Source organism: Pseudomonas sp. FSL W7-0098 (assembly GCF_005930585.1).
In the GTDB taxonomy this organism is placed as follows: Bacteria; Pseudomonadota; Gammaproteobacteria; order Pseudomonadales; family Pseudomonadaceae; genus Aquipseudomonas; species Aquipseudomonas bubulae.
This window is the reverse complement of the sequence record NZ_RXHW01000004.1, coordinates 304,395-325,821: the sequence shown is the minus strand read 5'-3', so window position 1 is coordinate 325,821 and position 21,427 is coordinate 304,395. Positions and strand designations below refer to the sequence as shown.

19 protein-coding genes are annotated in these 21,427 nt (G+C 58.2%); 16 read left to right on the top strand and 3 right to left on the bottom strand.

Annotated elements, in window-relative coordinates:
• The first annotated feature begins 229 nt into the window (after nt 1-229).
• Genes tauA through tauD form a run of 4 tightly spaced genes read left to right on the top strand, consistent with a single transcriptional unit; the run spans nt 230 to nt 3,750 of the window.
• Nucleotides 230-1,213: a taurine ABC transporter substrate-binding protein gene (gene tauA / locus FHL07_RS09690; RefSeq protein ID WP_094999607.1), complete on the top strand. Its 984-nt coding sequence runs from the start codon at nt 230-232 to the stop codon at nt 1,211-1,213.
• Nucleotides 1,214-1,239: 26 nt separating this feature from the next.
• Nucleotides 1,240-2,034, top strand: a complete 795-nt coding sequence (gene tauB / locus FHL07_RS09685; protein WP_094999608.1) for a taurine ABC transporter ATP-binding subunit — start codon at nt 1,240-1,242, stop codon at nt 2,032-2,034.
• The gene (tauC, locus tag FHL07_RS09680) at nt 2,031-2,867 is read left to right on the top strand and encodes a taurine ABC transporter permease TauC (protein ID WP_094999609.1); all 837 of its coding nucleotides are present in this window, start codon (nt 2,031-2,033) and stop codon (nt 2,865-2,867) included. Before tauB ends, tauC begins: the two co-directional genes overlap by 4 nt.
• Before the next feature lie 49 nt (nt 2,868-2,916).
• Complete coding sequence (tauD, locus tag FHL07_RS09675) at nt 2,917-3,750, top strand: taurine dioxygenase (protein ID WP_138738415.1); 834 nt, start codon at nt 2,917-2,919, stop codon at nt 3,748-3,750.
• Nucleotides 3,751-3,884: 134 nt separating this feature from the next.
• Here the strand turns inward: tauD and FHL07_RS09670 are convergent, their stop codons facing one another.
• The gene (locus tag FHL07_RS09670; protein ID WP_094999611.1) at nt 3,885-4,532 is read right to left on the bottom strand and encodes a TetR/AcrR family transcriptional regulator; all 648 of its coding nucleotides are present in this window, start codon (nt 4,530-4,532) and stop codon (nt 3,885-3,887) included.
• Nucleotides 4,533-4,630: 98 nt separating this feature from the next.
• The gene (locus FHL07_RS09665) at nt 4,631-6,007 is read right to left on the bottom strand and encodes a glutamine synthetase family protein (protein WP_094999612.1); all 1,377 of its coding nucleotides are present in this window, start codon (nt 6,005-6,007) and stop codon (nt 4,631-4,633) included.
• A 278-nt stretch (nt 6,008-6,285) separates the two neighbouring features.
• Here FHL07_RS09665 and FHL07_RS09660 point away from each other — a divergent pair, with 278 nt between their 5' ends.
• The 8 genes from FHL07_RS09660 (at nt 6,286) to FHL07_RS09625 (ending at nt 15,527) form a co-directional block, all read left to right on the top strand.
• A complete protein-coding gene (locus FHL07_RS09660; protein WP_095017911.1) occupies nt 6,286-7,062 on the top strand; it encodes a gamma-glutamyl-gamma-aminobutyrate hydrolase family protein in 777 nt (258 codons plus the stop codon).
• 36 nt (nt 7,063-7,098) lie between these two features.
• The gene (locus tag FHL07_RS09655) at nt 7,099-8,457 is read left to right on the top strand and encodes a glutamine synthetase family protein (RefSeq protein ID WP_094999614.1); all 1,359 of its coding nucleotides are present in this window, start codon (nt 7,099-7,101) and stop codon (nt 8,455-8,457) included.
• A gap of 61 nt (nt 8,458-8,518) precedes the next feature.
• Entirely contained in the window at nt 8,519-9,883 is a 1,365-nt protein-coding gene (locus tag FHL07_RS09650; RefSeq protein WP_094999615.1) for an aspartate aminotransferase family protein, read from the top strand.
• A 184-nt stretch (nt 9,884-10,067) separates the two neighbouring features.
• Nucleotides 10,068-11,180, top strand: coding sequence for a polyamine ABC transporter substrate-binding protein (locus FHL07_RS09645; RefSeq protein ID WP_095017910.1), 1,113 nt, complete (start codon nt 10,068-10,070; stop codon nt 11,178-11,180).
• Nucleotides 11,181-11,416: 236 nt separating this feature from the next.
• Nucleotides 11,417-12,511 carry a polyamine ABC transporter substrate-binding protein gene (locus FHL07_RS09640; protein WP_094999617.1) on the top strand — a complete coding sequence of 365 codons (1,095 nt, stop codon included), beginning with the start codon at nt 11,417-11,419 and terminating at the stop codon, nt 12,509-12,511.
• 69 nt (nt 12,512-12,580) lie between these two features.
• Nucleotides 12,581-13,723: an ABC transporter ATP-binding protein gene (locus tag FHL07_RS09635; protein WP_094999618.1), complete on the top strand. Its 1,143-nt coding sequence runs from the start codon at nt 12,581-12,583 to the stop codon at nt 13,721-13,723.
• Nucleotides 13,720-14,640, top strand: coding sequence for an ABC transporter permease subunit (locus FHL07_RS09630; protein WP_029611643.1), 921 nt, complete (start codon nt 13,720-13,722; stop codon nt 14,638-14,640). The genes FHL07_RS09635 and FHL07_RS09630 overlap by 4 nt, the downstream gene beginning before the upstream one ends.
• Nucleotides 14,637-15,527, top strand: a complete 891-nt coding sequence (locus FHL07_RS09625) for an ABC transporter permease subunit (protein ID WP_016782811.1) — start codon at nt 14,637-14,639, stop codon at nt 15,525-15,527. Before FHL07_RS09630 ends, FHL07_RS09625 begins: the two co-directional genes overlap by 4 nt.
• 193 nt (nt 15,528-15,720) lie before the next feature.
• On the opposite strand, the gene FHL07_RS09620 is transcribed toward FHL07_RS09625, so the two are convergent.
• Nucleotides 15,721-16,101: a COG4315 family predicted lipoprotein gene (locus tag FHL07_RS09620; RefSeq protein WP_094999620.1), complete on the bottom strand. Its 381-nt coding sequence runs from the start codon at nt 16,099-16,101 to the stop codon at nt 15,721-15,723.
• Between the two features lie 151 nt (nt 16,102-16,252).
• On the opposite strand from FHL07_RS09620, the gene phoB reads away from it, so the two are divergent.
• The 4 genes from phoB to FHL07_RS09600 all read left to right on the top strand — a co-directional run bounded on the left by phoB (nt 16,253) and on the right by FHL07_RS09600 (nt 21,267).
• On the top strand, nt 16,253-16,945 hold the full coding sequence (gene phoB / locus FHL07_RS09615; RefSeq protein WP_138738414.1) for a phosphate regulon transcriptional regulator PhoB: 693 nt from the start codon (nt 16,253-16,255) through the stop codon (nt 16,943-16,945).
• Between the two features lie 44 nt (nt 16,946-16,989).
• On the top strand, nt 16,990-18,312 hold the full coding sequence (gene phoR / locus FHL07_RS09610) for a phosphate regulon sensor histidine kinase PhoR (RefSeq protein ID WP_138738413.1): 1,323 nt from the start codon (nt 16,990-16,992) through the stop codon (nt 18,310-18,312).
• 99 nt (nt 18,313-18,411) lie between these two features.
• Entirely contained in the window at nt 18,412-19,752 is a 1,341-nt protein-coding gene (locus tag FHL07_RS09605; protein ID WP_094999623.1) for a hemolysin family protein, read from the top strand.
• Between the two features lie 207 nt (nt 19,753-19,959).
• Nucleotides 19,960-21,267, top strand: coding sequence for a CitMHS family transporter (locus tag FHL07_RS09600; protein ID WP_138738412.1), 1,308 nt, complete (start codon nt 19,960-19,962; stop codon nt 21,265-21,267).
• Nucleotides 21,268-21,427 lie beyond the last annotated feature (160 nt).

The following is a 21,427-nucleotide window of genomic DNA, read 5'->3' as shown; positions in this document are numbered from 1 at the left end:
TTGTCTAATTTCTAAACATAATTTCATGAATCTTTTAATAGCCTTTTGTTCTTAAACATTCGACCTAATCACCCGCTGGCTAAAACGCCCTGGCAGTTAGGGCGCGGGTGCGCGCCTGTATGTTGCGTAACTACATAAGCTAATGCTTAAAAGTTATTTATTTACTGATTCTTAGATCATTTAACCTCGCATCCAGCCGATATCCGGCCACCTGCCGAGGAGCTACCTGATGAAACTGCACTCTCCCCTACGCCTTTTGGCTGCTTTGTCTCTGGCGGGTGCCAGCTTCTTCGCGCAGGCTGCCAGCTCGGATGTCACCGTGGCTTACCAAACCACCGTTGACCCGGCCAAAGTCGCCCAGGCCGACGGTGCTTACGAAAAAGCCACCGACGCCAAGATCAACTGGCGCAAATTCGATAACGGCGCAGACATCATTGCGGCCATTGCCTCGGGTGATGTGCAGATTGCCTACCTGGGTTCGAGCCCGCTCACCGCCGCCGTGACCCGTAACGTACCGGTCGAAACCTTTTTGATCGCCACTCAGTTGGGCGGTTCGGAAGCCCTGGTCGCCCGTAACGGCTCCGGTATCAACGGCCCGCAGGACCTGGTCGGCAAAAAAGTAGCCGTGCCGTTTGTGTCCACCGGTCACTACAGCCTGTTGGCTGCATTGAAGCACTGGAACATCGACCCTTCGAAAGTACAGATTCTGAATCTCGCACCGCCTGCCATTGTCGCGGCCTGGAAGCGTGGCGATATTGACGCCACCTACGTATGGGACCCGGCTTTGGGCACTGCCAAAGAGAACGGCAAAGTGCTGATCACTTCCGGTGAGCTGGGCAAGCTCGGTGCGCCGACTTTTGATGCCTGGATCGTGCGCAAGGACTACGCCGCCAAGCACCCGGAAGTCGTTAAGCAGTTCGCCAAAGTGACTCTGGATGCCTACGCCGACTACCACAAGGACCCAAAAGCCTGGCTGGCCAATCAGGGCAATATCGACAAGGTTGTGAAGCTCTCGGGCGCCAAGGCCGCCGATATCCCGCTGCTGCTGCAAGGCAACGTCTACCCGTTGGCGGCTGATCAGGTGGTATTGCTGGGCGCACCGACTACCAAAGCCCTGGCCGACACTGCTGCCTTCCTGAAAGAGCAGAAAAAAGTCGACGCTGTACTGCCGGACTACGCGCCGTCGGTCAACGCCACTTTTGTTACTCAATAATCAACGCCGCTGAGGAGTCGACCGTCATGGCCTTGTTAACACTGGAGCGCATCAGCGCACAGTACCCGGGCGCCGCTGAGCCGGTGCTGTCGGATATTTCCGTCAGCCTCGGGCCACAGCAACTGCTGGTCGCACTTGGCCCGTCGGGCAGCGGCAAGACCTCCTTGTTGAACCTGATCGCTGGCTTCGTCGAGCCCAGCGCTGGTCGAATTACCCTCGACAACGTACCCGTCCACGGCCCGAGTGCCGAGCGCGGTGTGGTGTTTCAGGACGATGTGTTGCTGCCCTGGCAAGACGTACTGGCCAACGTGGCTTTCGGCCTTGAGCTGGCCGGTGTGCCACGGGACAAGCGCGAAGCCCGTGCCCGTGAAATGCTTTCGCTGGTGGATTTGTCCGGCTTTGAAAAGCGCCGCGTATGGGAGCTGTCTGGCGGTCAAAAACAGCGGGTGGGCCTGGCCCGCGCGCTGGCTGCCGACCCTCGCGTATTGCTGATGGATGAGCCCTTCGGTGCCCTCGATGCGTTCACCCGTGAGCAGATGCAGGAACTGTTGCTGCAAGTGTGCCGACGTACCGACAAGCCGGTATTTCTGATTACCCACGACATTGAAGAAGCGGTGTTTCTGGCCACTGACCTGATTTTGCTGGCGCCCAACCCCGGCCGCATTGTTGAGCGTCTGAGCCTGGATTTTGGCCAGCGCTACAACGCTGGCGAATCGGCACGTTCGATCAAGTCCGACCCTCGCTTTATTGAAACCCGTGAGCACGTGCTTGATCGCGTGTTTTCACAACGCGGTGCCGCCCAGCGGCAGGAGCGCGCATGAGCAGTTATGAAGCAGTCGCCGCCAACCCGGTTGCCGCGCCCCACACCCCACGCCCGGTCAAGCGCAGCCTGAGCACACGCTGGATCAGCGTGCTGACCCTCGTCACCCTGATCGCCGTATGGTGGGCCGTTACCGCTGCCGGGCTGATTGAACCCCTGTTTCTGCCGCCGCCCTCTGCCGTGTTGCAAAAAGGCTGGCTGCTGGCGACCACGGGCTATATGGATTCCACCCTGTGGCAGCACCTGGGCGCGAGCTTGAGCCGTATCGGCCTGGGTCTGGGCTTTGCGATTCTGACAGCAGTGCCGGTGGGCATCGCCATTGGCCACAACCGCATTGCGCGGGGGATTTTCGATCCGCTGATCGAGTTCTATCGCCCAATCCCGCCATTGGCCTATTTGCCACTGATCGTGATCTGGTGCGGTATTGGCGAGCTGTCGAAAGTGCTGCTGATTTACCTGGCGATTTTCGCCCCGATCGCGATTGCCACCGCCACCGGCGTGCGTACCGTTGACCCGGCCAAGGTCCGTGCTGCGCAGTCGTTGGGTGCGACGCGCTGGCAGTTGATTCGCCATGTGATTTTGCCGAGCGCCTTGCCGGATATCTTGACCGGTGTGCGTATCGGTCTGGGCGTGGGCTGGTCGACGCTGGTGGCCGCCGAACTGATCGCCGCCACCAGTGGCCTGGGTTTTATGGTGCAGTCCGCCGCGCAGTTCCTGGTGACCGATGTGGTGGTACTGGGGATTCTGGTGATAGCCATCATCGCCTTTGCCATGGAAATGGGCCTGCGCGCCCTGCAACGCAAGCTGGTGCCGTGGCACGGCCAGGCTCACTAACAACAGAACTCGACGCTGATTAATCGGCGCGCTGATTAAGAGAGAGATCATGAGCCTGACCATTACCCCGATTAGCTCTGCCCTGGGCGCCCAGATTGAGGGTGTCGACCTGACTCAACCGCTGAGCCTTGAGCACCGTGATGCCATCGAGCAAGCATTGCTTGAGCATCATGTGGTGTTTTTCAAGAACCAGTCGATTACACCGCAGCAGCAGGCCCGTTTTGCCGCCAATTTTGGCGACCTGCATATTCACCCGATCTACCCCAACGTGCCTGGCCAGCCGGAAGTGCTGGTGCTGGACACCGCCGTGACCGACGTGCGTGACAACGCGGTATGGCACACCGACGTGACCTTTTTGCCAACCCCGGCCATGGGCGCGGTATTGAGTGCCAAGCAACTGCCGGCTTTTGGTGGTGACACTTTGTGGGCAGGCGGTATTGCCGCTTTTGAAGGGTTGTCGAAACCGTTGCAGGTGCTGCTCGATGGGCTGACCGCAACCCACGATTTCACCAAGTCATTCCCGCTGGAGCGCTTTGGTTCGACCCCGGAAGATTTGGCACGCTGGGAACAGACCCGAAAAAATAACCCGCCGCTGTCGCACCCGGTTATCCGCACCCACCCGGTAAGCGGGCGCAAGTCGTTGTTCGTCAACGAAGGTTTCACCACGCGCATCAATGAACTGTCTGAAGCAGAGAGCGAAGCGATCCTGAAGTTGCTGTTTGCCCATGCCACCCGCCCGGAATACACCATTCGCTGGCGCTGGCAGGAGAACGATGTGGCGTTTTGGGATAACCGCGTAACCCAGCATTACGCCGTGGACGATTACCGTCCGAACCGCCGTGTGATGCACCGTGCAACGATTTTGGGTGATGCTCCGTTCTGATGGGCGCGGGATGACGTGTAGCCGCTGACGAGCGCAGCGGCATGAACACTGCAACTGTGGGAGCGAGCCTGCTCGCGAAGGTCGTTCGCGAGCAGGCTCGCTCCCACAATAGGGCTTGACCTGCAACAGAGTATCTACAGGTTTACCGTCGGGCTCTTGCGTTTCGGCAAAAACGGCGGCAAATACAACCCCAGATAAGCATCCACCACGCGCATGCCTTCTTCGGCCATACGCGGGGTGATGCTGTCGTGCAGCTGGATGGAGCGTGCATACACGCGGTCGCCCAGCTCCATCGCCAGGGCAAACACGTCCACGTCCTGTGGCAGTGCTGGCAATTCAAAGTGGCGCATAAACAGCGCGTGCATCAATTGCCCCAGCTCAAGGTCGTGCTGGCGGTCGGCTTGTGTGACTTCGGTAAGGCCATGCTGGGCGAGAATTAACTGCCGGGCGGCTGCATCTTCGTTGTAGATCGTCAGCATTCGGTGTTCAACAATGTGCGAAAGATCACGCCAGTCTTTCAACGCATCATGCTCGATCGGCGCCTGCAGACAGGCGCGGAAGGCTGCGTGAATATCACCGGTCAGCGCCTCAAGGAGCGCGGGTACGCCCGCGAAAAAGTGATAGACCGACGATGGCGGGATTTGTGCGTGCTCTGCCACGTTGTAAATCGACAGGCTGGATACGCCCTGCGCCGTCAGCAGCGTGCGGGCAGCGTCAAGTATCGTGTCGATGCGGCCCTGGCTGCGAGCGCGTGGCTTTCGGGGTGTGGCGCGGCTGGACATCAGCGTCTCCTCAAGGGCAGCCGGCATTGTAGACCTGTGAGCATGAAAAAACGCCGCGGGCTGTAAGGCCGGCGGCGTTTTTCGTGGACTGCAATCGCTTACACGGTATGCAAGTACCAGTTGTATTCGAGATCGGAGATGGAGTGTTCAAACTCTTCCAGCTCGCTCTCTTTACAGGCGACAAAAATATCGATGTATTTCGGGTCGATATATTTGGCCATCACTTCGCTGTCATCCAGCTCACGCAATGCATCGCGCAGGTTGTTCGGCAGGCTTTGCTCGTTTTGCTCGTAGCTGTTGCCTTCGACGGGTGCGCCCGGTTCGATCTTGTTGGTCAGACCGTGGTGAACACCGGCCAGCACAGAGGCCATCAACAGATACGGGTTGGCATCGGCACCGGCAACCCGGTGTTCGATCCGTACCGAGTCGGCCGAGCCGGTCGGAACGCGAATGGCCACGGTACGGTTGTCCAGGCCCCAGCACGGCGAGTTGGGCACATAGAACTGTGCGCCGAAACGACGGTAGGAGTTCACGTTGGGGCAAAGGAACGCCATCTGTGCCGGTAGGGTCTCGAGCACACCGCCGATCGCGTGACGCAATGCGGCGTTCTGCTCGGGATCCTCGCTGGCAAAAATATTTTTGCCGTCTTTGTCCAGAATCGAAATATGAACGTGTAGCCCGTTGCCCGCCTGGCCCGGATAAGGCTTGGCCATGAATGTGGTGTCCATCTCATGGTCGTAGGCGATGTTTTTGATCAGACGCTTGAGCAGTACCGCGTAGTCGCAGGCCTTGATGGGGTCGGCAACGTGGTGCAGGTTCACTTCGAACTGCGCCGGGGCACTTTCTTTAACGATGGCGTCAGCCGGGATGCCTTGCTCTTTGGCACCTTCCAGAATGTCCTGGAGGCAGTCGACGTATTCATCGAGGTCGTCGATCAGGTAAACCTGAGTCGAATGCGGGCGTTTGCCGGAGATCGGCGAACGGGGTGGCTGCGGGCGACCGTTAACGTTCTCCTGGTCGATCAGGTAGAACTCCAGCTCGAAAGCGGCGCAAATGGTCAGGCCCAGTTCGTCAAATTTGGTAACAACTTGACGCAGTACTTCGCGAGGGTCGGCGAAGAAAGGTTCACCTTCAAGTTCGTGCATCGTCATCAGCAATTGCGCGGTAGGGCGCTTTTGCCAGGGTTCGTTGCACAGGGTGTCGGGGATGGGATAACAGATTCTGTCTGCGTCACCGATATCCAGACCCAGGCCGGTGCTTTCCACCGTTGAGCCATTGATATCCAGTGCAAACAGAGAGGCAGGCAGGTTGATGCCTTTCTCGTAAACCTTGTGCAGGCTGGTGCGTTCGATGCGCTTGCCGCGCACCACACCATTCATATCCGCAATGAGAAGGTCTACGTACAGAACCTCAGGATGATCCTTAAGGAACGCGTTCGCTTCGTTAAGCTGAACGGCACGCGGGGGTACCGACATGATGCAACACCTTTGTTGTTAAAAATATCAATCATTGAGCGCTACGGGATTCAGTCAACCCGAACGGCATACCGAAGTCAAGCAGCCTCTTTTTTGCCCTTAAAAAGCGCCGGAAGGCCATTTTTGACGCTTTTTGGGGCGTATTTGTTCTGTTTTGACGGGTGGCGCCCGCAGGCTTGAGCGGGCCGTGTTGTATTTTTTACGGGGGTGTTGTGTAAAAAAATGAACAAGGCTAAGCTCGATTCAAACCCATAACAGCAATAATACCGGGGTGTTACATGTCACGCCTGCCGTTAATCGGCGTCACCGCCTGCACCAAGCAGATCGGTTTGCATCCTTATCACATCACTGGCGATAAGTACGTGCGAGCAGTTGCAGTGGCCGCCAAAGGCTTGCCCCTGATCATTCCGTCACTGGCGGAACTGATTGATCCGACCGATATTATTGACGGTCTGGACGGCCTGCTCTTTACCGGGTCGCCTTCCAATATTGAACCCCACTTGTATCACGGCCCCGCCAGCGCACCAGACACGCTGCATGATCCCGAGCGTGATCGCACCACCCTTCCCCTGATTCGTGCTGCATTGGCAGCGGGCGTTCCGGTGCTCGGCATTTGCCGCGGCTTTCAGGAGTTGAATGTAGCTCTGGGTGGCTCACTTCACCAGAAATTGCATGAAGTCGAAGGTTTTATCGAACATCGCGAAGACCCCAGTGCCCCTGTTGAGGTGCAATATGCACCGAGCCACGCCATGCACGTCCAGCCCGGCGGAGTGTTGGCAGCTTTGGGCTTGCCCACGGAGTTCGAGGTCAACTCGATTCATACCCAGGGTATCGATCGCCTGGCCCCCGGTTTACGCGCAGAAGCCCTTGCACCGGACGGTCTGGTCGAAGCCGTGTCGGTCAAAGACGGCAAGGCTTTTGCTTTGGCGGTTCAGTGGCACCCCGAATGGCAGGTAAGCTCCAACCCGATTTACCTCGCCATCTTCCAGGCATTTGGAGATGCCTGCAGACGGCGCGCAACACAACGCGACGCAGATGCGTCAGTAAACGCCTGACTTATTCAAGTCAGGACACTCAGCCCAGAGGCATTTATGAGTAACAACCTCGACCAGCTCACCGATTGGTTGAAAGACCACAAGATCACAGAAGTCGAATGCATGATCGCCGACCTTACCGGGATTACTCGCGGCAAGATCTCGCCGACCAACAAGTTCATTGCCGAAAAGGGCATGCGCCTGCCCGAGAGCGTATTGCTGCAAACCGTAACGGGCGACTATGTCGAAGACGACATCTATTACGAACTCCTCGATCCGGCCGACATCGACATGGTCTGCCGTCCCGATCAGAACGCAGTCTTTGTGGTGCCGTGGGCAATTGAGCCAACTGCTCAGGTGATTCACGATACCTACGACAAGCAGGGCAACCCGATCGAGCTGTCGCCGCGCAACGTGCTTAAAAAGGTGCTCAAGCTCTACGCCGACCACGGCTGGCAGCCGATTGTGGCGCCGGAGATGGAGTTTTACCTGACCAAGCGCAGTGACGACCCGGATTACCCGTTGCAGCCGCCTGTGGGCCGCTCCGGCCGCCCGGAAACCGGTCGTCAGTCCTTCTCCATTGAAGCGGCCAACGAATTCGACCCGTTGTTCGAAGACGTATACGACTGGTGCGAACTGCAAAAGCTGGATCTGGACACGTTGATCCACGAAGACGGCACGGCGCAGATGGAAATCAACTTCCGTCACGGCGACGCACTGTCCCTGGCCGACCAGATTCTGGTGTTCAAGCGCACCATGCGCGAAGCCGCGCTCAAGCACGATGTCGCCGCCACGTTCATGGCCAAACCCATGACCGGCGAGCCTGGCAGTGCCATGCATTTGCACCAGAGCATCATCGATATCAACACCGGCAAAAACATCTTCTCCAATGAAGATGGAACCATGAGCGACCTGTTCCTGAACCACATCGGCGGGCTGCAGAAGTTCATTCCAGAACTGTTGCCGCTGTTTGCTCCGAATGTGAACTCGTTCCGCCGTTTCTTGCCTGATACCTCGGCACCGGTAAACGTGGAGTGGGGCGAGGAGAACCGTACCGTGGGTTTGCGCGTACCGGATGCCGGGCCGCAGAACCGTCGTGTCGAAAACCGCCTGCCGGGCGCCGATGCCAACCCGTACCTGGCTATTGCCGCCAGCCTGCTGTGTGGCTACATCGGCATGGTCGAAGGCATCAACCCGAGTGCGCCGGTAGTGGGCCGTGGGTACGAGCGCCGCAACCTGCGCTTGCCGTTGACCATTGAAGACGCCCTGGAGCGTATGGAAAACAGCAAGACGGTCGAGAAGTATCTGGGCACCAAGTTCATCACCGGCTACGTGGCAGTCAAACGTGCCGAACATGAAAACTTCAAGCGCGTCATCAGTTCGTGGGAGCGGGAATTCCTGCTGTTCGCCGTCTGACACGCTGGAGGGGCGAGCCAGGAAGGCGCCGCCCCTCCTCTACTGACTAAAGGAGAGCCGTATGACCAACAAGAACCCGCAAACCCTCGAATGGCAACAACTGAGCAACGATCACCACCTGGCACCGTTCAGTGACTTCAAACAGTTGAAAGAAGTCGGCCCACGCATCATCACTCACGCCAAGGGCGTGTACCTGTGGGACAGCGAAGGCCACAAGATTCTCGACGGCATGGCCGGCCTGTGGTGTGTTGCCATCGGCTATGGCCGTGACGAGCTGGCTGAAGCGGCCAGCAAGCAAATGCGTGAACTGCCGTACTACAACCTGTTTTTCATGACCGCCCACCCGCCGGTCCTTGAACTGTCCAAAGCCATCGCCGAGATCGCACCTGAAGGCATGAACCATGTGTTCTTCACCGGCTCAGGCTCTGAGGGCAACGACACCATGCTGCGCATGGTTCGCCATTACTGGGCGATCAAGGGCCAGCCGAATAAAAAGACCATCATCAGCCGCAAAAACGGCTACCACGGTTCTACCGTGGCCGGTGCCAGCCTGGGCGGCATGACCTACATGCACGAACAGGGCGATTTGCCGATTCCGGGCATTACCCACATCCCGCAGCCGTACTGGTTCGGTGAAGGTGGCGATATGTCCCCGGAAGAGTTCGGTATCTGGGCGGCCAATCAGCTTGAAGAAAAAATCCTCGAACTGGGCGTCGACACTGTCGGTGCCTTTATTGCCGAGCCGATCCAGGGCGCGGGCGGTGTGATCGTGCCGCCAGCCACCTACTGGCCACGCATCAAGGAAATCCTGGCCAAGTACGACATCCTGTTCGTGGCCGATGAAGTGATTTGTGGTTTTGGTCGCACCGGCGAGTGGTTCGGCAGTGATTTCTACGACCTCAAGCCGGACATGATGACCATCGCCAAGGGCCTGACCTCGGGCTACATCCCGATGGGCGGCCTGATCGTGCGCGACGAAGTGGTGGCGGTGCTGAATGAGGGCGGCGATTTCAACCACGGCTTCACCTACTCGGGTCACCCGGTAGCCGCTGCCGTGGCACTGGAAAACATCCGCATCCTGCGCGAAGAAAAAATTGTCGAGAAGGTGCATGCCGAAACGGCACCGTATTTGCAAAAGCGTCTGCGTGAACTGAACGATCACCCGTTGGTGGGCGAAGTGCGTGGTGTGGGCATGCTGGGTGCCATTGAGCTGGTACAGGACAAAGCCACACGCAAGCGTTACGAAGGCCGTGGTGTCGGCATGATCTGCCGGCAGTTCTGTTTTGATAACGGTCTGATCATGCGTGCCGTGGGTGACACCATGATCATCTCGCCGCCATTGGTGATCAGCAAGGACGAGATCGACGAGCTGGTGACCAAGGCGCGTAAGTGCCTGGATCTGACCTTGGAAACTTTGCAAGGTTAACTGCTAGGCTTTGAGCGCAGGAGAACTGCTGTTTTAAAGCAGGCAATTGCGCTCAGAGCCTTAAGAATCAAGGCTCTTCCCTTGAAAGCCTGCCCCGGATCTTGCCAGACTAGCCGCCGGCTTTAGTCACCTTGAGATCAGGTCGCTGAATCGGTGGTTTAAAAGAACAATTGGAGCATTACAGATGAAGGCATCAGGTTTTAAAAAAGCTGGCAAGACCCTTCTCGCCCTCTCCTTGATGGGTGTGATGGCCGGGGCAGCTCAAGCAGCAGACAAGGTTCTGCACATCTACAACTGGTCCGATTACATCGCACCGGATACGGTTAAAAAATTCGAAGATCAGACCGGTATCAAGGTGGTCTACGACGTGTTCGACAGCAACGAGACCCTTGAGGCCAAGCTGCTGGCGGGCAAGTCCGGCTACGACATCGTCGTGCCTTCCAACAATTTCCTGGCCAAGCAGATCAAGGCCGGGGTTTACCAGGAGCTGGACAAGTCCAAGCTGCCCAACTGGAAAAACCTCGACCCGGCGTTGCTCAAGGCCGTTGGCGATGCCAGCGACAAAGACAACAAACATGCGTTCCCGTACATGTGGGGCACCATCGGCATCGGCTACAACCCGGAGAAGGTCAAGGCCGCGCTGGGCGTGGACACCATCGATTCCTGGGACGTGCTGTTCAAGCCGGAGAACGCTGCCAAGCTTAAAAGCTGCGGCATAAGCTTCCTCGACTCGCCGACCGAAATGATCCCGGCCGCCCTGCACTACCTGGGCTACCCGACCGATTCGCAAGACAAGAAACAACTGGCTGAAGCCGAAGCGCTGTTCCTGAAGATTCGCCCTTCGGTCGGCTACTTCCATTCCTCCAAGTACATCTCCGACCTGGCCAACGGCAACATCTGCGTGGCCGTGGGTTACTCGGGTGACCTTGAGCAGTCCATTTCCCGCGCCAAAGAGGCCGGTGACAAGGTCAAGCTCAAGTACGCGATCCCTAAAGAAGGTGCCGGCAGCTTCTATGACATGGTCGCCATTCCCAAGGATGCCGAGAACGTCGACGCCGCCTATGCCTGGATGAATTATCTGATGCAGCCTGAAGTGATGGCCGAAATCACCAACAGCGTGCGTTTCCCCAACGGTAACAAGGCTGCAACGCCGCTGGTGAATAAAGATATCTCGGGCGACCCGAGCATTTACCCGTCCGATGAAGTGAAGGCCAAGCTCTACGCCATCAGCGATTTGCCACCGACCACCCTGCGGTTGCTGACGCGCAGCTGGACCAAAATCAAGTCCGGTAAATAACGCCTCGCCCCTTGTAGCCGCTGCCGAAGGCTGCGATTGAGACCGGAGGGCTGATGCCTTCCGGTTTCACAAAAACCGGCGCAATGGTCGGAAAAACAAGGTGTTAGGGCAATTATTCGCGGAAAACTTTGCTGTGCAGGTTTATCGAGGGTAAGTTGCGCGCCGGTTTTGTCTTTGGCGGTTCGACTGCCGTATGACGCGGGCAACTCAGGCCCAACTATTTAGAGGACCATCACGTGTCTATATCTCTGTTTCGCAAGACCTTGCTGGTCGGAGCTGGTTTGACGCTTGCCGTCAGCGTACAAGCGGCACCCACGGTGCACATTTACAACTGGTCGGACTATATCGCGCCGAACACGCTGGCTGATTTTGAAGCCGCGACCGGCATCAAGCCGATTTATGATGTCTTTGATTCCAACGAAACCCTGGAAGGCAAACTGCTGGCCGGGCGTACCGGTTATGACGTGGTCGTTCCGTCTAACCACTTCCTGGGCAAGCAGATCAAGGCGGGTGCGTTCCAGAAGCTCGACCTTGCGCAGTTGCCGAATTATTCCAACCTCGACCCGGCCCTGCTCAAGCGCCTGCAGGCCAATGACCCGGGCAATCAATATGCCGTGCCTTACCTGTGGGGCACCAACGGCATTGGCTACAACGTCGATAAAGTCAAAGAAGTGCTGGGCGTCGACAGTATCGACTCCTGGGATGCGGTGTTCAAACCCGAGAACATGAAGAAGCTCACCAAGTGCGGCGTGGCTTTCCTGGATTCGGCGGATGAAATGCTGCCTACCGTACTCAACTACCTGGGCCTGGATGCCAACAGCACCAACCCCAAGGACTACAAGAAAGCTGAAGAAGTCCTGATGTCGGTGCGTCCATACGTCACCTACTTCCACTCTTCCAAATACATCTCCGACCTGGCCAACGGCAACATCTGCGTTGCGATTGGTTTTTCCGGTGATGTATTCCAGGCCAAGGCGCGTGCCGAGGATGCAAAAAAAGGCGTGAACATCGCCTATATCGTGCCCAAGGAAGGCGGCGCCCTGTGGTTTGACATGCTGGCCATCCCCAAGGATTCCAGCAACGTCAAGGAGGCCCACACATTCATCAACTACCTGCTCAAGCCTGAAGTGATCGCTCAGGTCAGTGACTATGTCGGTTATGCCAACCCTAACCCGGCGGCCGACAAGGTGATGGATGAGTCCATTCGTACCGACGAAGCGGTTTACCCAACCCAGGCGGTGCTGGACAAGACATACGTCTCAACCGAGCTGCCCCCGAAAATACAGCGTCTGATGACGCGTACGTGGACCAAGGTCAAGACGGGCAAGTAATCTCGCCAGACCACCTATCCAAGGCCCGGCCATCAAGGCCGGGCTGCTAAATTTGTTGGGAGTTACGTAATGGCTGTTGCCTCCGGCGCCTATAAGAAAGCCCTCGAGGGCGACCAGACACCTAAGCAGGTGCTGGTCAAAATCGACCGGGTCACGAAGAAATTCGACGAGACGATTGCCGTGGACGATGTGTCCCTGGAAATCAACAAGGGCGAAATCTTCGCCCTGCTCGGCGGATCGGGATCGGGCAAATCCACTTTGCTGCGCATGCTCGCCGGTTTCGAGCGCCCAACAGAGGGTCGTATCTTCCTTGACGGTGTTGATATCACCGACCTGCCGCCCTATGAGCGGCCGATCAATATGATGTTCCAGTCCTATGCCCTGTTCCCGCATATGACCGTGGCGCAGAACATCGCCTTCGGCCTCAAGCAGGACAAGATGTCGACCGCCGAGATCGATGCCCGCGTGGGCGAGATGCTCAAGCTGGTCCACATGAGCCAGTACGCCAAGCGCAAGCCCCATCAGTTGTCCGGTGGCCAGCGCCAGCGTGTTGCCCTGGCCCGTTCGCTGGCCAAGCGCCCGAAGTTGCTGCTGCTGGATGAGCCAATGGGCGCATTGGACAAAAAACTGCGTTCGCAGATGCAGCTGGAACTGGTTGAGATCATCGAGCGCGTGGGCGTGACCTGCGTGATGGTGACCCACGACCAGGAAGAGGCCATGACCATGGCCCAGCGTATTGCGATCATGCATTTGGGCTGGATTGCCCAGATCGGCAGCCCTATCGACATTTACGAAACCCCGGTCAGCCGCCTGGTGTGCGAATTTATCGGCAACGTCAACCTGTTCGACGGTGAAGTGGTCGATGACGCTGAAGGCTATGCGCGGATCAAGTGCCCGGAGCTGGAGAACGACATTTACGTCGGTCACGGCGTGAGCACCTCGGTGGAAGACAAACACACCACCTACGCGATTCGCCCGGAAAAAATGCTCGTCACCACCGAAAAGCCGACCTGCGAATACAACTGGTCGCGCGGTAAGGTGCATGACATCGCTTACCTGGGCGGGCACTCGGTGTTCTACGTCGAGCTGCCGAGCGGCAAGCTGGTGCAGTCGTTTGTGGCCAACGCCGAACGCCGTGGCGCCCGCCCGACCTGGGACGACGAAGTCTACGTGTGGTGGGAAGACGACAGCGGCGTGGTATTGCGCTCATGAACATGCGAAAACTCAAACGCCGACTGCAACGAATAACCCCCGGTGGCCGCCATATGGTCATCGGGATTCCATTCCTGTGGCTGTTTTTGTTCTTCATGCTGCCGTTCTTTATCGTCCTGAAGATCAGCTTCGCGGAAGCGGACGTCGCGATTCCGCCGTATACCGAGATCTATAGCTACGTTGACCAGAAAATCCAGGTACTGCTGAACCTGGGCAACTACGCCATGCTCGGCGACGATGAACTGTATATCGCCGCGTATCTGGGCTCCCTGAAGATGGCCTTCTTCAGCACCCTGCTGTGCCTGCTGATCGGTTATCCGATGGCCTATGCCATCGCCAATGCCCGTAAAGAGATGCAGACCGTGCTGGTACTGCTGATCATGATGCCGACCTGGACCGCGATCCTGATCCGCGTCTACGCGTGGATGGGCATTCTCAGCAACAACGGCCTGCTCAATGGCTTCTTGATGTCGATGGGCTGGATCAGTGAACCCCTGCAGATCCTCAACACCAATATCGCGGTGTATATCGGCATTGTGTATTCGTACCTGCCATTCATGATCCTGCCGCTGTATGCCAACCTGGTGAAACACGACACCAGCTTGCTGGAAGCCGCGTCAGACCTGGGGTCGAGCACCTTCAACAGCTTCTGGAAGATCACCGTGCCGCTGTCCAAAAACGGCATTATCGCCGGCTGCATGCTGGTGTTTATCCCGGTGGTGGGCGAGTTCGTGATCCCGGAACTGCTGGGCGGCCCGGAAACCCTGATGATCGGTAAAGTGCTGTGGCAAGAGTTCTTCAACAACCGTGACTGGCCGGTGGCGTCTGCGCTTGCCGTGGTCATGCTGGCGATCCTGATCGTGCCCATCATTCTCTTCAACCGCAGCCAGGCTAAAGAGCTGGAGGGCAAGATATGAATCGCTTCCGTTTTTCTAGCTTTATGTTGGTCGCGGGGTTGTTGTTCATCTACCTGCCGATGCTGATTCTGGTGATCTACTCGTTCAACGCCTCCAAGCTGGTGACGGTGTGGGGCGGCTGGTCGTTGAAGTGGTACGTGGGCCTGCTGGACAACACGCAACTGATGGGTTCGGTGATGCGCTCGCTGGAAATCGCCCTGTACACGGCGATTGCAGCGGTGGCACTGGGTACGTTGGCGGCATTTGTGCTGACGCGTATCAGCCGCTTCAAGGGTCGCACGCTGTTTGGCGGCCTGGTGACGGCGCCGCTGGTCATGCCAGAGGTGATTACCGGTCTGTCGCTGTTGCTGCTGTTCGTGGCCATGGCGCAGATGATTGGCTGGCCGCAAGAACGTGGCCTGGTGACCATCTGGATCGCGCACACGACGTTCTGCTCGGCCTATGTGGCGGTGGTGGTGTCGTCGCGCTTGCGTGAGCTGGATCTGTCGATCGAAGAAGCGGCCATGGACCTGGGTGCCAAGCCGTGGAAGGTATTCTTTTTGATCACCATTCCCATGATTGCGCCCTCCCTGGCGGCCGGCGCAATGATGTCCTTTGCCCTGTCGCTGGACGACCTGGTACTGGCCAGCTTTGTGTCGGGGCCGGGGTCGACGACCTTGCCGATGGAAGTGTTTTCGGCGGTGCGCCTGGGGGTCAAACCTGAGATCAACGCCGTGGCCAGCCTGATTTTGCTGGCAGTGTCACTGGTGACCTTTATGGTGTGGTTCTTCAGCCGCCGCGCTGAAGAGCACCGCAAAAAGGCGATTCAGCAGGCTATCGATGAGTCTGCGGCGGAATCGTGGAAGCAGCCGGACGTGCGTCGTCCGCAGTCGACCAGCGCGGTTTAAGACAGCGTCATAAAAAACCTCGCCCCCTGTGACAGGGAGGCGAGGTTTTTTTTTGCCTGAGATCAAGAGCCCCTCACCCCAGCCCTCTCCCGGAGGGAGAGGGAGCCGATCTTCAGTGAGGCGTACATCTGCTTTTGCTTTTAGTCCCCTCTCCCATTGGGAGAGAGTCAGGGTGAGGGTTTTTTTGATCTTCCTATGGCTTGGCCACCTTCCACGCCCCGTCCATTTTACCGTCACCGGTCATGTCACCGGCTTTCTTGTCCATCACGAAGGTGTACAGCGGTTTGCCGTCATAGGCCCATTGCATGTGGCCGTCATCGCGTTTGATGGCCGTCCATTTGCCCATGTCCATGGCTGTGCTCTCGGCTGCCAGCGGCGGCCAGTTGGCGGCGCACTTGTCATTGCACATCGATTTGCCGCCCGCATCCTTGGCGAAGGTGTAGAGGGTCATGCCTTTGTGGTCAACCAGCATGCCGTCCTTGGTCATCGCCGGTTCAGCCGCATACGCCAACCCGGGCAAGGTGAAGGCTACGGCCAGCAGCAATGTTTTTAGGGAAAACGAGCTAGATGTCATTGGAATCGTCCTTTTTGTGGTTGTACGATTTGAGACTAAAGCGTAGTTCACTAACCGTTAGCGCGCGCCCATCCCCAAAGCTGTCACACGACTGCAATAATTGCGTTATCTAATGCGCCACAAGACAGTTTAATGACGAGAGGATTACGGCATGGTTGGCAGGAGCATTTTGATCGTTGATGACGAGGCGCCGATCCGCGAGATGATCGCCGTGGCCCTGGAAATGGCGGGCTACGATTGCCTTGAAGCCGATAATGCCCAGGATGCCCATGCCATTATCGTGGACCGTAAACCGGACCTGATCCTGCTCGACTGGATGCTGCCCGGCGGCACGTCGGGCATTGAGCTGGCCCGACGCCTCAAGCGCGAAGAGCTGACCAGCGGTATTCCCATCATCATGCTCACGGCCAAGGGTGAAGAGGACAACAAGATCCAGGGCCTGGAAGTGGGCGCGGATGACTACATCACCAAACCATTCTCCCCCCGTGAGCTGGTCGCCCGCCTCAAGGCTGTGCTGCGCCGCGCCGGCCCGGCCGATGCCGAATCGCCCATCGAGATTGGCGGTCTGCTGCTCGACCCCATCAGCCACCGCGTGACCATCGACGGCACCCCTGCCGAAATGGGCCCCACTGAATACCGCCTGCTGCAATTTTTCATGACCCACCAGGAGCGCGCCTACACCCGGGGCCAGTTGCTGGACCAGGTCTGGGGCGGCAACGTGTACGTGGAGGAGCGCACTGTGGACGTGCATATCCGCCGCTTGCGCAAAGCCCTCGGTGAGGCTTACGAAAATCTGGTACAAACCGTGCGTGGTACCGGTTACCGGTTTTCCACCAAGGCCTGATACCGGCTCTCACTGATCCAGCGGCAAGCAAGGACTCGCGCGACGTGAATCAAAACTGGCATGGCACTCTGATCCGTCATTTGTTGCTTTTGGTCACTGGCTGCCTGCTGGTCGGGCTGATCAGTGGCTTTTACGGCTGGAGCCTGGCCATTGGCCTGGCGTTCTATCTGGGCTGGACCCTCAAGCAGTTGCTGCGCCTGCACGAGTGGCTGCGCCAGCACAAACCCGACGAAGCACCGCCCGATGGCTACGGTTTGTGGGGCGAGGTGTTCGACAGCATCTACCACCTGCAGCGCCGTGACCAGCGCGTACGCGGGCGACTGCAAGCGGTGATCGATCGCGTGCAAGAGTCCACGGCGGCGCTCAAGGACGCGGTGATCATGCTCGACAGTGACGGCAACCTGGAGTGGTGGAACCTCGCCGCAGAGACCCTGCTGGGTCTCAAGACGCCACAGGACAGCGGCCAGCCAGTGACCAACCTGGTACGCCACCCGCGCTTCAAGGAATACTTCGAGCAAGGTAATTATGGCGAACCGCTGGATATCCCCTCGCCGGTCAACGATCACTTGCGCATCCAGCTCTATATCACCCGCTACGGCAACAACGAACACCTGATGCTGGTGCGCGATGTGACGCGCATTCATCAACTGGAGCAGATGCGCAAAGACTTTATCGCCAACGTGTCCCATGAACTGCGTACGCCGTTAACGGTGATCTGTGGCTATCTTGAAACCCTGCTCGATAACGTCGACGACGTAAACCCGCGCTGGAAGCGCCCCCTGTCGCAAATGCAGCAACAGGGTGAACGCATGCAGACCCTGCTCAACGACCTGCTGTTGCTGGCTAAGCTGGAGGCCACGGACTACCCCTCGGATAACCAGCCGGTGGCCATCGACAGCTTGCTGCGTTCGATCAAGAGCGACGCCCAGGCGTTGTCCGGTCAGCGCAACCAGACGATCACCCTGGACGTGGAAGCCGATTGCGCGCTCAAGGGCAGCGAAGCCGAATTGCGCAGCGCGTTCTCCAACCTGGTGTTCAACGCCGTCAAATACACCCCCGATGGCGGCAGCGTACGCATTCGCTGGTGGGCAGACAGCGCGGGCGCCCACTTGAGCGTGCAGGACTCGGGCGTGGGTATCGACAACAAGCATTTGCCGCGCCTGACGGAACGCTTCTACCGTGTCGACTCCAGCCGCAACGCCAGCACCGGCGGCACCGGGCTGGGCCTGGCGATCGTCAAGCATGTGTTGCTGCGCCACCGCGCGCGCCTGGAGATCAGCAGCGTATTGGGACACGGCAGCACCTTCACCTGCCATTTCGCACCGGGCCAGGTGACAAAACCCCAGCCAAAGACACTTATTGACTAGGCCCTGTAGCCCTTTCCCACTAGGCAAGGGCTACATCAGCCGTTACATTGTTTGGCCATACCTCCCTATCTGTAACGACGGAACCCGTAAAACTCCATCATGGACCCTTCCCCTGGCTTGACCCTCGCGACACTCTTCGCCGACTTCGGCATGATTCTTTTTGCTTTGATCCTGGTTTTGCTCAACGGTTTTTTCGTTGCGGCCGAATTTGCCATGGTCAAATTGCGCTCCACCCGGGTTGAGGCGATAGCCGAAGACAACGGCTGGCGCGGGCAGATCCTGCGCACCGTGCATAACCAGCTCGACGCCTACCTGTCTGCCTGCCAGCTGGGTATCACCTTGGCCTCGCTGGGCCTGGGCTGGGTCGGCGAGCCGGCGTTCGCCCATATCCTGGAGCCGCTGCTGGGCGCCATCGGCGTCTCGTCGCCTGAAGTGATCAAGGGCGTATCGTTCTTTACCGCCTTCTTTATCATTTCCTACCTGCACATCGTGGTCGGTGAGCTGGCGCCCAAGTCCTGGGCCATCCGCAAGCCAGAGACCCTGTCGCTGTGGACCGCCGTGCCGCTGTACCTGTTCTACTGGGCCATGTACCCGGCGATTTACCTGCTCAACGCCAGTGCCAACGCGATTTTGCGTATTGCCGGCCAGGGTGAGCCCGGTGCCCATCACGATCACGCTTACAGCCGTGAAGAACTCAAGCTGATCCTGCACTCCAGCCGTGGCCAGGATCCGAGCGACCAGGGCATGCGCGTGCTGGCTTCTGCCGTGGAAATGGGCGAGCTGGAAGTGGTCGACTGGGCCAACTCCCGCGAAGACCTGGTGACCCTGGATTCCAAGGCGCCGCTCAAGGACATCCTGGCGCTGTTCCGTCGCCACAAATTCAGCCGCTACCCGGTCTATGATGCCGACACCAACACCTTCGTCGGTTTGCTGCACATCAAGGATCTGCTGCTGGAACTGGCCGACCTGGACCACTTGCCCGAAACCTTCAACCTTGAAGAACTGACCCGACCGCTGGAGCGGGTGTCGCGGCATATGCCGCTGAGTCAGTTGCTTGAGCAGTTCCGCAAGGGCGGCGCGCACTTTGCCCTGGTTGAAGAAGCTGACGGCAAGGTGGTGGGCTACCTGACCATGGAGGACGTGCTGGAAGTGCTGGTAGGTGATATCCAGGACGAACACCGCAAGGCCGAGCGCGGCATTCTGTCGTATCAGCCTGGCAAGCTGCTGGTGCGCGGCGACACGCCGTTGTTCAAGATTGAACGCTTGCTGGGTGTGGACCTTGACCACGTTGAAGCCGAAACCGTCGCGGGCCTGATCTACGACACCCTCAAGCGGGTTCCGGCCGAAGAAGAACAACTGGAAGTCGAAGGCCTGCGCATCATCATCAAAAAGATGAAAGGTCCGAAAATCGTCCTGGCCAAAGTCCTCAAGCTGGATTAAAGCCCGCTCTTTGTAGCAGCTGCCTCGTACCTTCGGCAGCTGCTGCAAGGATTTATGCAACTCTCCCTTCTGTAAGAACTTTTGCCAGCGAAAGCTGGCTGAAAGCTTCCCTCTCTAGCATCGAGTCATTACCGGCAACAGACCGGTTGGCCTGCCACGCGTACAACCCGCGGTCAGCGCCTTACTACAACAATAAGGGTGACTTTCATGCTGACCTTCCTTGGCTTTGCCATGGTCATTACATTCATGTACCTGATCATGACCAAGCGTCTTTCCGCCCTGATCGCCCTGATTCTGGTGCCCATCCTGTTTGCCATTTTCGGCGGTTTTGCCCCGAAAATCGGCCCGATGATGCTCGAAGGCATCACCAAGCTGGCCCCTACCGGGGTGATGCTGATGTTCGCCATCCTCTACTTTGCCCTGATGATCGACTCCGGTCTGTTTGACCCGGCAGTGCGCAAGATCCTCAAGCTGGTCAAGGGTGATCCGCTGAAAATCTCGGTGGGCACGGCGGTGCTGGCGCTGGTGGTGTCCCTGGATGGCGACGGCGCGACCACCTACATGATTTGCGTGGCGGCCATGCTGCCGCTCTACAGCCGTATCGGGATGAGCCCGCGGATCATGGCCGGCCTGATCATCCTGGCCGGCGGCGTGATGAACATGACGCCCTGGGGCGGCCCGACAGCACGGGCGGCCAGTGCGCTGCACGTCGATCCTTCGGATATTTTTGTACCGATGATCCCGGCAATGCTCGCCGGCTGCGCAGCGATCCTGGTCATCGCCTGGTTCTACGGCAAGCGCGAGCGTGCGCGTCTGGGCGAATTGCACCTGCACGGCGATGAAGTCGACCACAGCGAAATCAGCGTGTCGCAGTATCCAGATGCACGTCGACCTAAACTGATCTGGTTCAACGGTGCATTGACCCTGGCGCTGATGATCGCGCTGATTGCCGGCCTGCTGCCTCTGCCCGTGTTGTTTATGGTCGCGTTCAGTATCGCGATGATCGTCAACTATCCTTGCCTGCAACAGCAAAAAGACCGTGTAGCGGCCCATGCTGGCAGTGTCCTGGCAGTGGTTGGGCTGATTTTTGCCGCGGGTATCTTCACTGGCATCCTGTCGGGCACCGGGATGGTCGATGCCATGTCCAAAAGCCTGTTGGCCGTGATTCCGCCTGCGCTCGGGCCGTATCTGGCGGTGATCACCGCGCTGGTGAGCATGCCCTTCACCTTCTTCATGTCCAACGATGCGTTCTACTACGGGGTACTGCCTGTATTGGCCGAAGCGGCCAGCCACTACGGCATCACTGCCGCCGAAATGGCCCGTGCCTCAATTGTCGGCCAGCCAGTGCATTTGCTCAGTCCGCTGGTGCCCTCGACCTACCTGCTGGTAGCCCTGGCCGGTATCGAGTTTGGCGATCACCAGCGTTTCACCCTCAAGTGGGCGATTCTGGTGTGCCTGTGCATCATGGTCGCCGCGCTGCTGCTGGGCACATTCCCGCTGTTCAGTACGCTGTAACACAGCAATCGCGTAGCAGCTGCCGAGGAACGAAGGCTGCGTTCGAGCGCGAAGCGGTCGTAAAGTCTGAGCCTATGGTGTGCCTGACACACCGCAAACGCCGATTTTACGACTGCTGCGCAGCCGGACGCAGCCTTCGTTCCTCGGCAGCTGCTACGAG

Excerpts from the sequence above, each read along its gene's own strand:
- FHL07_RS09650 (WP_094999615.1), top strand. The coding sequence starts at position 8,519 with ATGACCAACAAGAACCCGCAAACCCTCGAATGGCAACAACTGAGCAAC.
- FHL07_RS09660 (WP_095017911.1), top strand. The coding sequence starts at position 6,286 with ATGTCACGCCTGCCGTTAATCGGCGTCACCGCCTGCACCAAGCAGATC.
- FHL07_RS09605 (WP_094999623.1), top strand. The coding sequence starts at position 18,412 with ATGGACCCTTCCCCTGGCTTGACCCTCGCGACACTCTTCGCCGACTTC.
- FHL07_RS09645 (WP_095017910.1), top strand. The coding sequence starts at position 10,068 with ATGAAGGCATCAGGTTTTAAAAAAGCTGGCAAGACCCTTCTCGCCCTC.
- FHL07_RS09635 (WP_094999618.1), top strand. The coding sequence starts at position 12,581 with ATGGCTGTTGCCTCCGGCGCCTATAAGAAAGCCCTCGAGGGCGACCAG.
- FHL07_RS09625 (WP_016782811.1), top strand. The coding sequence starts at position 14,637 with ATGAATCGCTTCCGTTTTTCTAGCTTTATGTTGGTCGCGGGGTTGTTG.
- FHL07_RS09655 (WP_094999614.1), top strand. The coding sequence starts at position 7,099 with ATGAGTAACAACCTCGACCAGCTCACCGATTGGTTGAAAGACCACAAG.
- phoB (WP_138738414.1), top strand. The coding sequence starts at position 16,253 with ATGGTTGGCAGGAGCATTTTGATCGTTGATGACGAGGCGCCGATCCGC.
- FHL07_RS09600 (WP_138738412.1), top strand. The coding sequence starts at position 19,960 with ATGCTGACCTTCCTTGGCTTTGCCATGGTCATTACATTCATGTACCTG.
- FHL07_RS09670 (WP_094999611.1), bottom strand. The coding sequence starts at position 4,532 with ATGTCCAGCCGCGCCACACCCCGAAAGCCACGCGCTCGCAGCCAGGGC.
- tauB (WP_094999608.1), top strand. The coding sequence starts at position 1,240 with ATGGCCTTGTTAACACTGGAGCGCATCAGCGCACAGTACCCGGGCGCC.
- FHL07_RS09630 (WP_029611643.1), top strand. The coding sequence starts at position 13,720 with ATGAACATGCGAAAACTCAAACGCCGACTGCAACGAATAACCCCCGGT.
- FHL07_RS09665 (WP_094999612.1), bottom strand. The coding sequence starts at position 6,007 with ATGTCGGTACCCCCGCGTGCCGTTCAGCTTAACGAAGCGAACGCGTTC.
- tauC (WP_094999609.1), top strand. The coding sequence starts at position 2,031 with ATGAGCAGTTATGAAGCAGTCGCCGCCAACCCGGTTGCCGCGCCCCAC.
- FHL07_RS09620 (WP_094999620.1), bottom strand. The coding sequence starts at position 16,101 with ATGACATCTAGCTCGTTTTCCCTAAAAACATTGCTGCTGGCCGTAGCC.
- tauD (WP_138738415.1), top strand. The coding sequence starts at position 2,917 with ATGAGCCTGACCATTACCCCGATTAGCTCTGCCCTGGGCGCCCAGATT.
- tauA (WP_094999607.1), top strand. The coding sequence starts at position 230 with ATGAAACTGCACTCTCCCCTACGCCTTTTGGCTGCTTTGTCTCTGGCG.